This window comes from Pontiella sp. (genome assembly GCF_041622395.1).
GTDB lineage: Bacteria > Verrucomicrobiota > Kiritimatiellia > Kiritimatiellales > Pontiellaceae > Pontiella.
Genome location: NZ_JBFJYW010000075.1, coordinates 1 through 13,429, shown reverse-complemented (window position 1 = coordinate 13,429; position 13,429 = coordinate 1). Strand labels below are relative to the sequence as shown.

Below are 13,429 nucleotides of genomic sequence, written 5' to 3'. Positions count from 1 at the left end.
GTGGGCCGGGTCGACTGGGCCGCCAACGGCGCAAACGATACCGTGACGCTCTACAACGTGACCCATCCCACCAATGAGCTTCCGGCGGCTTTTTCGACCATGGAGGCCGACCTCGACCAGAGCGCGTTCAACGTGGTGGGGATCGGGGCGGGGCAAACCTCCATCTTCGACGAAATCCGTTTCGATACCGCGTTTTCGAATGTGATTTCGCTTGCCGTCGCCGACTATGGCGGAAACTCCGAAACCAATAACGGCGGCACGACCGTTGCCAGCCAGGTTGCTGCGCCGAATCTCCAAGTGGCCTCCGCGAATACGGCGTTGAACGTGGCGGCGACCTTCCCGGGAACCAATACGTTTCCGTTCCTGTTGCAGTTTGCCTCCAACCTGACCGACAACGCTTGGAGCAACGTCGATAACGCTTTCACCACCAATAAATCGTGGGTCATGCCGACCGCGCCGTCGAACGGTTTTTTCCGCGCCAAGAAACAGCCCAACATTGTCTTTGTTTTCGCCGACCAACTGCGCGCGTGTTCCATTGGCGCGATGGGCAACACGGAGGTCATCACCCCCGAAATCGACCGCCTCGCAACAGAGGGGATGATGTTGACCCAGGCGATCTCGGCCCAACCCGTCTGCACGCCGTACCGGGGGCATCTGCTCAGCGGCCGCTATGGCCACACCACGGGTGTTTATCACAACGACCTGCGCCTACCGGACGACGAACTGCTGTTGCCGACCATCCTGAAGGCGAACGGATACACCACCGGATATATCGGCAAATGGCACCTGGCGGGCAATCGCAGCAACCCGGTCGATGCCACGAGCCGCCGCGATTGGGACTACTGGGCCGTGCGCAACTGCTCGCACGATCACGATTACGTGCAGTATTGGGTGGACGACGCCACCACCGCAACCTATGTGCCCGATGCCTGGGAACCCACCGTTCAAACCGATCTGGCGATCGATTTCATCAACCAGCATACCAACGAACCCTTCTGCCTGATGGTTTCGATGGGGCCGCCCCACAACCCCTACGCCGCGCCCGATGAATATTTGGCCATGTATGACGATGTAACCATTACGGCCCGTCCGAATGTTCCCGCTTCCCGCTTCAATTATTCGGACTACTTGAATTATTACGCGATGATCACCAGCATCGACGAGAATATGGGGCGCTTGAACGCGGCGATCGCAGCGGCCGGGATCGAAGACGATACCATTTTCATCTTCACCTCCGACCATGGCGATATGCTGTATTCGCTGGGGCAGACCCTGAAGCAACGCCCGTGGGAGGAATCGATCAATATTCCCTTCATCATCCGCTATCCGCGCGGCATCGAGGGCGGCCGGCAACCCGATTGGCTCTTCTCGTCGGTCGATGTGATGCCCACGCTGCTGGGCTTATGCAAAATCGATGCCCCCGACAACCTGCAGGGCGTGGATTATTCGTCCACCTTTACCGGCACCTCCAAGAAAGAACGCGACGCGGTCTTTCTCTTCAACGTGCAAAACGGCGCCGGGCCCGGCGTCGACTGGCGCGGCATCCGCACCAAAAAGTGGACCTATGCCTATCATGCGGGCGGCGACTGGGTGCTCTATAATTTGGAAAACGATCCCTATCAGCTCAATAATCTTGTGGATAACGCGGAATACGCGCAGGTTAAAGCCGCACTGGCGCAGCAGTTGGATGCGATGCGAGCCGAGCTGGGCGACACCATGGAGATGGTGGGCGATTCGCCCTCCGCGATCGTGTTGCCTTAAAAAAAACGGTGTCGTACTGCAGGCGGCTGTCGCCGGCCCGATCTCGGAAAGCGCTAGATCATGGAGGAGACACGATCGTGAAAGTCGACGATTTATGGGGACCTGCCGGTTGCTGTGCTGGACTGCTGGCGCATGCAAGCGTGGTGTGCGAGGGGGTAGCGGCATGAACAGGTTTTCCAAATCCCGTTTGTCCTCCATGATGCTGGGTGTCGTTCTGGCGGTTTCCTCTGCCGGGGCCGCCACCGAGTCGGAGGTGGTTGAGGCGCTAACGGAACTGGAGAACCATGTGTTGGGTTCGGTTTCGCTCAGTGGCGCGGAGATTGCGGCCAACAAGGCGGCGATCGTTTCGGGCGCGTCGCTCTTCGGTTCGAGCACCAACGTGATGGGGGCCGCGTTCGATCTGGTGGATCGCTACGATGCCGAGGTGGGCCCGTTGTGGAAAGACGGCAGCCCGATCCAAAGCTTCGACCGCAACACGGTGAGTGACGAGGAGATGGGTTGGGTGGTCTACACCGTCATGCAGACGCTGATGGATGAAACCTACACCGTGGCCAACGTCGCGGCGAACGCGGCGTTGCTCGACGGCCGGCGGTTCGGCAGTTCCGCCCATTTCCCGGGCGCGGTCGATGCGCCTGCTTCGAACGCCACCCATACGGCGGTCATCAACGGAAGCTATCCCGATACCGAAGGCTGGCAGCGGCAACACGACGACTATCCCGCCCGTAAGCCGACCGGCTGCTACGTTGCGCCCGGATCGATCGTGACCGTCGAGGTGCCCGCGTCGATCGTGGGCGCGGGCTATCAGATTCGCGTCGGCGCCCACAGCTGGGACTTGGAAACCCGCAGGACGACCGTGAAGCGTCTGGACCGCCCCTCGATCCTTTATGACATCGACGCCACCGAGATCCTTGTGGGCAATCCGCTCGGCGGCGGCATCTACGTTGAAGTACCCTATCTCGCGGACGCGGGGGTGGTGGAAATCGACATCACGGGCGCGGTGCGCTCTCCCTATTTTTCGTCCAACAACGTTACCGGGCACAACACCACGCTCGAAGAGTGGCTGAACACCGAGCGCAACCATCCCGCGCCGTGGGCGGACTTCCAAACCGAAAACTTCATGACGCAGGTCCCGACCGACTGGATCTACAACCTGGACGACCCGGTCGCCCTGATGGCCGATTGGAGCCACGGCATCGACATCATGAACGACCTGATGGGGTTTCCCCGCAGCCGCGGCAAGGAAACCCTCTATGCGCAGGTCGATGTCATTATGCGCGGCGGCGCTTTTTTTCCGGGCTATCCGACCGGCAACGATACCTACGACCCGGACACGGATTATGGCGGAGCGTCCAGCAACTATCTGGTGAACGGCCCGCAGTACGCGCCGAGCCAGGTCTTCCACGAGCAGGGGCACGCCTACTTTTTCAAGAAGTTCGACGACGAAACGGAGTCGACCGTCAACCTGCTGCATGTGCCGATTTGGAACGTGGGCTTCGGAATCGATTTGGATACGTCGTTCGCCGCGTCGCGCGGGTTCCAAAGCAATCCGCACCGGACCCTCGATAACACGGCGGTGACCTGGATGCTCTGTTCCAACTTTGTCAACGGCGTCGAGATGGAGAAGGCCGAAAAGAGCTACCAACTCAAAGGCTACGCAAAATATGTGGATATCGCCCGCCTGTTCGGCTGGCAGGTCGTGAACGATTTCCACCACCGGATGGTGGTTGACGGCGTGAAGAACTCGTCGGCGGAAACGGACGACGATTTGATCGACCGCATGGCCGTTGCGGCCGGGGTCGACGTGAGACCGCTGATGCATTTCTGGGGCATCCATCCCGGTAGCGGCTCGACCGAGTCGGAAACCTATCCCGCGTCCAATGAAATCTTCGATCTGCTCTGGCAGTATCGCTATTCGATCCCCGCCGACAATGCGGCCTTCCAGGCGTTTGTCGAAGGGTGGTGGGGCGAGCAGCCCAGTCTGGACGGCTTCCAGACAGAAGTCGACCATGCCGCCCAGTGGGACCGCTACGCCGAAAGCACCGCCGCCGCAATCACGGCGCAACTGGATGCCATTCTGGCACGCTATTTCCCGGAGGGGGATCCCGATCCCGATGGGTCGGCGCCGTCCCCGGACCCAATGGGCTGGGACTCGCCGCCCGCCGCAACTTCGGGCAGTACCATCAAAATGGTCGCCACCTCCGCCACCCACGGCAACGGGGTGCAGTATTATTTCGAAGAGCTGTCCGGCCATCCCGGCGGCGACGATAGCGGTTGGCAGGACAGCCCGGTCTATGTCGACTCGGGGCTTTCCTTCAATGTGGAGTACCGCTATCGGGTCATGGCGCGGAGCAAGACGGCGGACCCGGTCGTCACCGCGCCATCGCCCACCGTGGCCGTATCGCTTCAGGATTTCGTGTTTGAAGGTGAACTGGGCATTCTCGATCTGGAGGCCAACGGCGGGAACAATCCCGCCTCGGGGCTTCCCTGGCAAGTCGGGGACCCATACCGGCTGGTCTTTGTCACGAGTGCCTCCAGAGCGGCCGATGATCCCGACCTCGAAACCTACGATGCCTTCGTGCAGGGACTCGCCGACGCGGCCGGGCTCGGCGGCACCTGGAAGGTGATCGGCTCCTCGGCCACCGAAGACGCCCGCGACCATACCGGCACGAATCCCAACACGGACTCCGGGGTGCCCATCTTCCTGCTCGACGGCGCAACCAAGGTGGTCGACGACAATGCCGACCTGTGGGACAACACCCTCGACAACCTCATCACCCGCGATGAGTTGGGCAACGCCAACGTCGGGGACAAGGTGGCCACGGGGACGACGGCCGGCGGCACGAAGCGCGATCGTTATCTGGGCGGTTCGGGCGAGTCGCCCTCTAAAATCGAGTATGGGGAATCGGATAATTCCATCTCGCAACGCTGGGTGCTTCTTTACAACGGTGTCGCTTCCGGCAGCTATCGCTATTATGCCCTCTCGGACATCCTGACGGTTGTCCGTGTGCCGAAGGTTGCCGAAATCGGAGCGCTCCGCTTCGAAGGTGGCTCGGGCAGCTTCAGTTGGTATGGCGAAACCGGGCAAACCTACGGGCTCGAAATGACGGACAACCTCGTGACCGGAATCTGGCAAACCGTCACCAACGTCGTCGGCACGAACGGCATCGTTTCGCTGACCGATGAGCTCGACAAAACCAACGCCTTCTACCGCGTTTATCTGTCCGAATAATCGGAGGTGCAACTGCTTTCGGATGGGGACCGGACCGGGGTAGTCAAACGGATGACGAATAGAGTGATTGGTGGTTTGAGGAAAACCCGCTCCTCCGCATGTATTGACCGCGAAGACGCAAAGAAAGAAAGGTTCCTGTTCTTCGCGTCTTTGCGGTCATAACCCCGACATTCAATACTAGGCGCCGCAGCCCCCGCAACCGGAACGGCAGGCGGAAAGCTTCGCTTCGATCGCCTTGGCGGTCGGGGTGGTGGAGAGCCCGCCGAGGTTGGTGCAGCGCAGCTCGCGCGGCATTTGGTTGCCGATCCGCATGGCGGAGTCGATCACTTCTTCGAGCGGAATGACCGGATCGAATCCGGCCAACGCCATGTTGGCGCAGGAGAGCGCGTTGCTGGCGGCAATCGTGTTTTTGCCGAGGCAGGGCACTTCCACCCGGTTGCCTACCGGATCGCAAACCAGACCGAGCAGGTTTTGGAATGCCATCGATGCCGCACCGATCGCATGGGGCAACGATCCGCCGGCCAGCGTAACCAACGCCGCCGCCGCCATGCCCGACGCCGCGCCGCATTCCGCCTGGCAACCCCCGACTTCCGCCGCGAAGGTCCATTGGGTCGTGATGAAGACGCCGATCAATCCGGCGGCCAGCAGCGCCTTGGCCATGGCCTCCTCGTCGAGGCCGAGTGTTTCGCCCATGGCGACGACCGTGCCCGGCAATGCGGCGCAGGCGCCCGCCGTCGGCGCCGCGATAATGACGCCCATGGAGCTCTTCACTTCCATCAGCGCCGTCACGTAGAGCACCATCCGGTTCAAGGCGCCGCCATCGAGCAGCGAGCCGCTGCGCATCATTTCGTCGAAGCGTCCGCTCTGGTGCCCCAAAATGCGGTCCTCGTATTCCGTGCCGGCAATGCCCTCGGCGATCGAGCGGCGCACGATTTGGATGATCTCGACCATCTTGGCAACCACCTCGTCGGCGGAGAGGTTGCCGCGCGCCATTTCATATTCCACGGCCAACTGCCACAGCGGCGTACCTTTGCCCGCATCGTAGGCCAGCATTTCGGCGCAGGAGCGGAAGGGCACCTGCGTATCCTTGCGCGACATCACCGGCAGCACGGGATTGAGTCGCTTAACACAGCGGTCCGCCAACAGTTCGTCGCCGACAAACGTAGCGGCTTTGACTTCAATTAGTTTCCGGTCGCCGGACTCGTGGACGATGATCTCGTCGGCTTTAAAGTCGTTGAGCTTGGCGAGGATTTTGTCGGCGGATCCGTCGGCCCGGATGAGCGTTTCGCAACAGTCGCCCGTCATCGAAACGGCGAACCCGTCGAGGTCGATCACCTCCATGATTCCGCCGCCGGTCGAGATGGCGCGGAGCGTCCGGGTCTCCTTTTCGCTCTTCAGCGTCAAGCGATAGGTGTTCGGATGCGGGTCGCCGACATCGACGGTTTCGATGGCGATCTTTACGCCCGCGTCGCGCAGCGCCTGCGGCGATCCGGGCAGGCGTTCATCCGCCGCGTCCCAGCCGAGCAGGCCGCCGAAGAGCCCCATGTCGGAGCCCTGCGTGTCGTGGGTGTTCGGTAGCGAGCCGCCGACGTCGAACTCGACGAGAACCTCGTTGAAGTCGCCGTCCATCAGGTCGCGCGCCATGCGGCCGATCCGCAGCGCCGCCGCGCAGTGGGAACTCGAAGGGCCGCGCATCACGGGGCCGATCACATCGTTGAATATGCTAACAATCATGCGCGTACTATGCTCCCGTGCGCTTCAGGCCCCAAGCTCGGCTTGCAACTAATTAACCACAAAGTCACAAAGGACACTAAGCTTGGTGCCCTTCGTGTCTTGGGGGTTTGATTTTTTTAGTCCAGCGTTTCGTCGAGCGGGCGGTCGCTCAGATCGATCCAGATGGTTTTGGTCTGGGTGTACTGTTCGAACGCCTGCAACGAGTTGTCGCGCCCGGAAAGGCCGGAGAGCTTGTAGCCGCCGAACGGCGTCGTGATGTCGCCTTCGGAGTAGCAGTTGATGCTGACCGTTCCGGCCTGCAGCTCGCGCGCCATGCGCAGCGCCTTGGTGCCGTTGGCGGTGTAGATCGATCCCTGCAGGCCGTATTCCGAATCGTTGGCCAACAGGATGGCCTCTTCATCGTTGTCGACGGTGAGGATCGTGAGCACCGGCCCGAAGATCTCTTCGCGGGCGATGGTCATATCGGGCGTGACGTCGTCGAAGATGGTGGGCGGGATGTAGAGCCCGTCGCCGATTTTCAGCGGTTCGCCGCCGAGGATCAGCGTGGCCCCTTCCTTTTTGCCAAGCTTGATGTATTTCATCACCTTGTCGAAATGGAGTTTGGTCGTCATGGCGCCCAATGCGTTGCTGGGATCGAGCGGGTAGCCGGTCGGCCAGCCGCGCAGCTTGTCCTGGATGCGTGCGAGCAGATCGGCCTTGATTGCGCGGTTGACGATCAGGCGCGAGTTGGCGGTGCAGTTTTCGCCCATGTTCCAGAAGGCGCCGTAGACCACGTTGGCGGCCACCGAGTCGAGATGCTCGGCGTCGGAAAAGACCACGGAGGCGCTTTTGCCGCCGAGTTCGAGGTTGATCCGCTTGAGGTTGCTCTTCGCGGAATATTCCAGCAGCTTGCGGCCGACGGCGGTGGAGCCCGTGAAGGCCATGGCGTTGATGTCGGGGTGCAGGCCGATGGCTTCGCCGACTTCGGCGCCGCCGGCCAGCACGTTGAGGGCGCCGGCGGGAACGCCGGCTTCGGCGGCCAGCTCGGCGAGGCGCAGCGCGGTCATGGAGGTGGTGGGCGCGGGTTTGACGATCACGCTGTTTCCGGCCGCCAGGGCGGGGGCGACCTTCCAGGCCAGCATCAGCATCGGGAAGTTCCACGGCAATACGCAGGCCACCACGCCCATCGGTTCGCGGACGATCAGGCCCATCGCATCGTCGGTGGTGGGCGACATCTGCTGATACATTTTGTCGGCGGCTTCGGCATACCAGGCGAAGCAGTCGATGGTTTCGGGCAGGTCGAGGTTGGCGCAGTCGCTGATGGGCTTGCCGCTGTCGATGCTTTCAAGCACGGCGAGCTCGTGGCGGTTGCGCTGGATGAGTTTGGTGAATTTGATCAGGGTCCGTTTGCGTTCGCGCGGGTGGAGTTTCGACCACTCGCCGCGCTCAAAGGTCTGCCGCGCTTTTTTCACGGCATAGTCGACGTCTTCGGCGCCGCAGTCGGCGATGTTGGCCAGCACCGCGCCGGTGGCGGGGTTGACGGTCTCGAAGGTTTTGCCCGATTTCGCGGCCATGTATTTGCCGTTGATGTAGGCGTTGGCAGGGAACGACATGGAATCGGCGATGGCCTGATATTCTTCCTGGGTAAGTAGATCTGACATGGTGATATCCTTGTTTTTATTCGCTGATAATCTGTTGGATGGCGGTCTTGGCCGTGAGGACTGCGTCGCGCATGGTGCGCTTGAGCTCTTTCTTCAGCGGACGCAGCGGCAGGCGCACGGGGCCGGCCGGGAGGCCTTCGAGTTCGCAGGCATATTTGACGCACTGCACGAATTTGCCGCCGCGTTCGAGCACGGTCATCACCGGAAGCATCGCCTTCATGATGCGCCGGCCCTTGGCGAAGTCGCCGTCGATGGTGCAGGTCTTGTGCAGGGCAATGGCTTCGGTCGCGAAGAAGTTGCCGGCCGCGCAGACCCAGCTTTGGGCGCCCCAGGCAAAGAACTCCAGCGCCTGGTCGTCGGCGCCGCAGCTCAGCTGCAGGTGGGGGAATTGGCAGGCCAGCATGTGGATGCGGTCGATGTCGCCGCTGCTTTCCTTGATGGCCTGGAAGTTGGAGCTGCGGCCCACGCGCTCGAGGAACTCTTCCCCGAAGGAGGTGCCGGAACGGCCCGGATAGTTGTAGAGCATGATCGGCATGTTGGCCGCGCGGTCGACCTTCAGCGCATGCAGCGCCAGCTCTTCGTCGGTCGGAACGGAGTAGGGCGGGACGGCCAGCAGCAGCGCCGACGCCCCGTTTTCCTTCGCGGCCACCGAGTAGCTGCACACGTCTTCCGTGCGGATGTCGTTGACCCCGGCGATCCACGGCACGCGGCCCGCAATCACCTCGTTGGCGAACTTGAACTGCCAGACGCGCTCTTCTTTCGAGAGCGCATAGTTCTCTCCGGTCGTGCCGCCGATGACCACCGCGTGGGTGCCCAGGGCAATCTGGTTTTCGATGATTTGGGCATACCCTTTTTCGTCGATACTCAAATCGTCGTGGAACGGGGTTATGACCGGGGTGTAGATTCCTTTAAATTGCATGCGTGCCTCCGAAATGTCTTTGTGTACAATGTCATGTGCCTCCTCTTGTTGTCTATTTTGTAGACAATGTCAAATGGAATGTCCTATGTTGTTGGGCATGTCCGCATCATCGACCAAGCACGCCACGGACCTGACCGATTTCGTCGAACAGGACCTGAAAGCCCGGCTTTTGTCCGGCACGAATTTGCCTGAAAAGCTCACGCTTGCGGGCATCTCGGAGCATTACGGCGTCAGCATGACGCCGATCCGGATTGCGGTCGGCAACCTGATTCAGGCCGGTATCCTCGAAAAGCTGGACAACGGCCAGCTGGGCATCGGGGTCAAGCCGGGGCGTTCGGCGAAGCCCAAGGCGGTGCTGCCGCCGCCCTCCGCCGGCGATTGGGACCGCCGGCTGTTGAAGGAGGTGATGATGGCCAGCCTCGGTTCCGAGGGCGTCTATCTTCGCGAAGAGGCGATGGCCAAGAAATACGGCGTCGGCCGTGCCGTCATTCGCCAATCGCTCGGCCGTCTTGCCTCGCCCGGCTTGCTGGAGCACGTTCCGCGCTGCGGCTGGCGCGTCTCGCCCATCGACCATGAAAAGGTGCGCTCCTTCCTGCAGGTCCGCGAAGCCATGGAGCTGACCGCGTTGGATCTCGCCTGGCCGAGTCTGGAGCCGACGGTGCTGCGCTACCTGCTCGACCGCAACCGCGAGATCGAGAGCCGCCACTCGCGGATCGACAGCCAGCTGCATGAATATTGGATCGAAAAATCCGGCAACATCTACATCCAGGCGTTTTTCAAGCAACACACGGCCCGCTACCATGCGATGCTGTTCAACCATGCCGCGCCCGAGATCGAGGTGGCCGTCGAAATGGCCGGGCAGCATTGCGCCATTCTCGAAGCGCTCTTGGCGCGCAAGCAGAAGCTGACCAAGAGCCTCCTCTCCGAACACATCTGGACCCAGGCGCGCGTCCTCGGCGACTTTCTGTCGCGCCGGACGTCATCGAACCTCAACGGATAAACACGACCTTCATTTTTACAGGGGAACGAACAACAATGGATAGGCCCGATGCGTACAAAACGATCACCAAAACAATGGGGGGACTTGTTCTCATGACCACGATGCTTGCTACGTCGAATGGATATGCCGAACCGGAAAAGGCGGGGCCGTTCACGCGGTTCGAAAACCGCCTGCAATGGCAGAGCCAGGGCGAGCTGTTTTGGATCGATGCCTTCGGGCCGGACGCGCTGCGCTTCCGCAGCTCCAAGAGCCTGCGTATTACGGATCAGGATTGGAACCTGCTGCCGCAACCGGAATCCAAGCTGGAGATTTCCATCGGCCCCCGGGCGGCGACGGTAAAGAACGGCAAGATCACCGCCGAGGTCCAGGCGCGCCGGGGGCGGATCACCTACCGGAACGAAAAGGGCGAGGTGCTGCTGCGCGAAGCGATCCACGCGCATCATCCGCAGTTTGCGCGGCAGTTCAAGACCCGGGGCAGCGACCACTTCGAGATGAAGGTGACGTTCGATGCCGACAAGGACGAGCATCTCTACGGCATGGGGCAGTATCCCAACGATTGCCTCGACCTGAAGGGTACCGTGCTCGAGCTGGCGCAGAAGAACACGCAGATCTCCATCCCGTTCCTGCTTTCGAGCAAGGGCTACGGCTTTATTTGGAACAACCCGGCCGTCGGCCGCGCCGAACTCTCGATGACCCACACCAGCTTCTACGCCGAATATGCGAAGCAGATGGACTATGTCATCTTCCCGGGCGACACCCCCGCCGACCTGGTCTCGCACTATGCCGACCTCACGGGCAAGGCGCCGAAGATGCCGAAGTATGCCACGGGCTTCTGGCAGTCGAAACTGCGCTACTATTCGCAGGAGGACCTGATGTCGGTGGCGCGCGAATACAAAAAGCGCAACCTGCCGATCTCGGTGATCGTATGCGACTTCTACCACTGGCCGGTTACGGGCGACTGGAAATTCAATGCCGAGCTGTGGCCCGATCCGAAGGGGATGATCGAGGAGCTCAAGGCGATGGAGATCGAGTTGCTGGTTTCGGTGTGGCCGACGCTGGCGGCGGACAGCGAAAACTACAAGGAGTTCATCGACAACAACTGGACGATCCGTCCGGAGCTGGGCAACAACCTGTTTCTGAAGGTGAACGACGACCTCACGTTCGTGGACGTGATGCACCCCGAAGCCCGCCAGGCCCTCTGGTCCAAGCTCCAGAAAAACTACTACGACCTCGGCGTCCGCATGTTCTGGATGGACGAGGCCGAGCCGGAAATCGAGCCGCTCGAATACGACAACATCCGCTACTATCTCGGCAACGGCCGCGAGGTTTCCTGCCTCTATCCCTACTACTTCGCCAAGACCATCCATGACGGTCAGGTGGCGAACGGCCAAACCGAAATCATCAACCTCATCCGCAGCGGTTGGATCGGCAGCCAGCGCCTCGGCACGCTGCTGTGGTCGGGCGACATCAGCGGCGACTTCGAAACCCTGCGCAAGCAGGTGAAGGCCGGGCTGAACATCGGGTTGGCCGGCATCCCGTGGTGGAACACCGACATCGGTGGGTTCTACGGCGACACCGAGTCGGAAGCCTATAAGGAGGTCCTGATCCGCTGGTTCCAGTACGGCACCTTCTGCCCGGTGATGCGCATGCACGGCGTCAACCGCCCGCAGCGCAAAATCCCGGGCCAGATCACCGGCACCGGGGCTTCGAACGAGGTGTGGGGATTCGGCGAAAAGCCGCTCGAAATCATGACGCACTATCTCCAGGTCCGCGAGCGCCTGCGCCCCTATATCCAGCGGCACATGGATGTGGCCTCCGAGACCGGCATTCCCGTCATGCGTCCGCTCTTCTTCGATTTCCCGAACGACGAAGCCTGCCACGCCATCGAGGATCAATACATGTTCGGCCCCGACGTCATGGTGGCGCCCGTGCTGGAAGCGGGCGCCGAGACCCGAAGCATCTATCTCCCGCTCGGCGCGGTGTGGAAAGATGCCCTCACCGGGCAGGAATACAAGGGCGGGCAGACGCTCGATTACGAGGTCGCCCTCGAAAACATCCCGCTGTTCACCCGCAACGCCTTCGACTTTGAATTGTAAAGGGAACCGCAGGGCCCAAGCTGGTTGGCGGGGGGCTTGGTTCCAAAGAACGGTCCATTTCCCCCGTGAATTTGCAGACGGTCTTCGGTATATGTCGCTGAAGTATCCAACAACCCAGGAGTTTGTATGAAGCATTTAGGAACGGGATTGGCCGCGTTTGTGGTGGCCATGGCAGGAATGTGCGTTGCCGAGCCGGGGTTCCCGCTGCGGGAGCCGGAAATCAAGACGTGGACCGAGCTGAACGACAAAGGCAAAGAGGTGCACTTCATGACGATCGACGGAATCATGGTGCACGAGACGGACGAGGCCAAACAGCCCCAGCCCCCGATCGTTACGCCCGGAACCGTCAGCGGCTGCGACCAGGCCGGAACGGCGCCTTCGGATGCGATCGTCCTGTTCGATGGCACGGAAGCCTCCATGAAAAACTGGACCGATCGGCAGGGCGGCCCGACGAAGTGGGTGCTGGTGGACGGCGCGCTGGAGTCGGTCAAGAAAGCGGGCTACCTCCAGTCGAAGGATGCGTTCGGCTCGTGCCAGCTCCATGTCGAATGGGCTTCGCCGGCGCACGTCATGGGTTCGAGCCAGGGCCGGGGCAACAGCGGCGTCTTCCTGATGGGGACCTACGAAGTGCAGGTGCTCGACAGCTTCGAAAACAAGACCTATCCCGACGGGCAGGCGGGAGCGCTCTATGGCCGCAAAAAACCGCTGGTGAATGCTTCGAAGAAGCCCGGCGAATGGCAGACCTACGATATCATCTTCCACCGTCCGCTTTTTAACGAAGACGGGACGCTGGAGCGCAAGGCGACCTTCACCGTCCTGCATAACGGGGTGCTGGTTCAGGACCATGTCTTCCTGTCGGGCGGCACCGGATGGAACGGGCCGCATTGCGCAACCGAGTATAAGGCGCATGCCGACGCGTTGCCGATCACGCTGCAGGACCATGGCAACCCGGTCCGCTACCGCAACATTTGGGTCCGCCCGCTGGAGGACTAGTATACTGGAAACCTTAAACTTTCGGATGATTTTCAACCACCCGCTTCGCTAGAGGTC

At 61.3% G+C, this 13,429-nt stretch carries 8 protein-coding genes; 5 read left to right on the top strand and 3 right to left on the bottom strand.

Annotation, left to right across the window (positions count from 1 at the left end):
• Together ABYO54_RS06200 and ABYO54_RS06195 are read left to right on the top strand one after the other, a co-directional pair.
• The coding region (locus tag ABYO54_RS06200) for a sulfatase-like hydrolase/transferase (RefSeq protein WP_372807376.1) at positions 1 to 1,761 on the top strand (1,761 nt) is incomplete at its 5' end.
• Between the two features lie 163 nt (positions 1,762 to 1,924).
• A complete protein-coding gene (locus ABYO54_RS06195; protein ID WP_372807375.1) occupies positions 1,925 to 4,990 on the top strand; it encodes a M60 family metallopeptidase in 3,066 nt (1,021 codons plus the stop codon).
• 177 nt (positions 4,991 to 5,167) lie between these two features.
• Here ABYO54_RS06195 and ABYO54_RS06190 read toward each other — a convergent pair whose 3' ends face one another.
• The 3 genes from ABYO54_RS06190 to ABYO54_RS06180 all read right to left on the bottom strand — a co-directional run bounded on the left by ABYO54_RS06190 (position 5,168) and on the right by ABYO54_RS06180 (position 9,283).
• Positions 5,168 to 6,724: an L-serine ammonia-lyase, iron-sulfur-dependent, subunit alpha gene (locus ABYO54_RS06190; protein WP_372807374.1), complete on the bottom strand. Its 1,557-nt coding sequence runs from the start codon at positions 6,722 to 6,724 to the stop codon at positions 5,168 to 5,170.
• Between the two features lie 116 nt (positions 6,725 to 6,840).
• Positions 6,841 to 8,364, bottom strand: coding sequence for an aldehyde dehydrogenase (locus tag ABYO54_RS06185; protein WP_372807373.1), 1,524 nt, complete (start codon positions 8,362 to 8,364; stop codon positions 6,841 to 6,843).
• Positions 8,365 to 8,380: 16 nt separating this feature from the next.
• Positions 8,381 to 9,283, bottom strand: a complete 903-nt coding sequence (locus tag ABYO54_RS06180; RefSeq protein WP_372807372.1) for a dihydrodipicolinate synthase family protein — start codon at positions 9,281 to 9,283, stop codon at positions 8,381 to 8,383.
• An 85-nt stretch (positions 9,284 to 9,368) separates the two neighbouring features.
• On the opposite strand from ABYO54_RS06180, the gene ABYO54_RS06175 reads away from it, so the two are divergent.
• From ABYO54_RS06175 to ABYO54_RS06165, 3 genes are all read left to right on the top strand, one after another.
• Entirely contained in the window at positions 9,369 to 10,283 is a 915-nt protein-coding gene (locus ABYO54_RS06175; protein WP_372807371.1) for a GntR family transcriptional regulator, read from the top strand.
• 74 nt (positions 10,284 to 10,357) lie between these two features.
• Positions 10,358 to 12,379, top strand: a complete 2,022-nt coding sequence (locus ABYO54_RS06170; protein WP_372807370.1) for a TIM-barrel domain-containing protein — start codon at positions 10,358 to 10,360, stop codon at positions 12,377 to 12,379.
• A gap of 126 nt (positions 12,380 to 12,505) precedes the next feature.
• Positions 12,506 to 13,372 carry a DUF1080 domain-containing protein gene (locus ABYO54_RS06165; protein ID WP_372807369.1) on the top strand — a complete coding sequence of 289 codons (867 nt, stop codon included), beginning with the start codon at positions 12,506 to 12,508 and terminating at the stop codon, positions 13,370 to 13,372.
• Positions 13,373 to 13,429: the final 57 nt, after the last annotated feature.

Coding starts and splice junctions, on each gene's coding strand:
- ABYO54_RS06195 (WP_372807375.1), top strand. CDS start 1,925: ATGAACAGGTTTTCCAAATCCCGTTTGTCCTCCATGATGCTGGGTGTC.
- ABYO54_RS06190 (WP_372807374.1), bottom strand. CDS start 6,724: ATGATTGTTAGCATATTCAACGATGTGATCGGCCCCGTGATGCGCGGC.
- ABYO54_RS06185 (WP_372807373.1), bottom strand. CDS start 8,364: ATGTCAGATCTACTTACCCAGGAAGAATATCAGGCCATCGCCGATTCC.
- ABYO54_RS06180 (WP_372807372.1), bottom strand. CDS start 9,283: ATGCAATTTAAAGGAATCTACACCCCGGTCATAACCCCGTTCCACGAC.
- ABYO54_RS06175 (WP_372807371.1), top strand. CDS start 9,369: ATGTTGTTGGGCATGTCCGCATCATCGACCAAGCACGCCACGGACCTG.
- ABYO54_RS06170 (WP_372807370.1), top strand. CDS start 10,358: ATGGGGGGACTTGTTCTCATGACCACGATGCTTGCTACGTCGAATGGA.
- ABYO54_RS06165 (WP_372807369.1), top strand. CDS start 12,506: ATGAAGCATTTAGGAACGGGATTGGCCGCGTTTGTGGTGGCCATGGCA.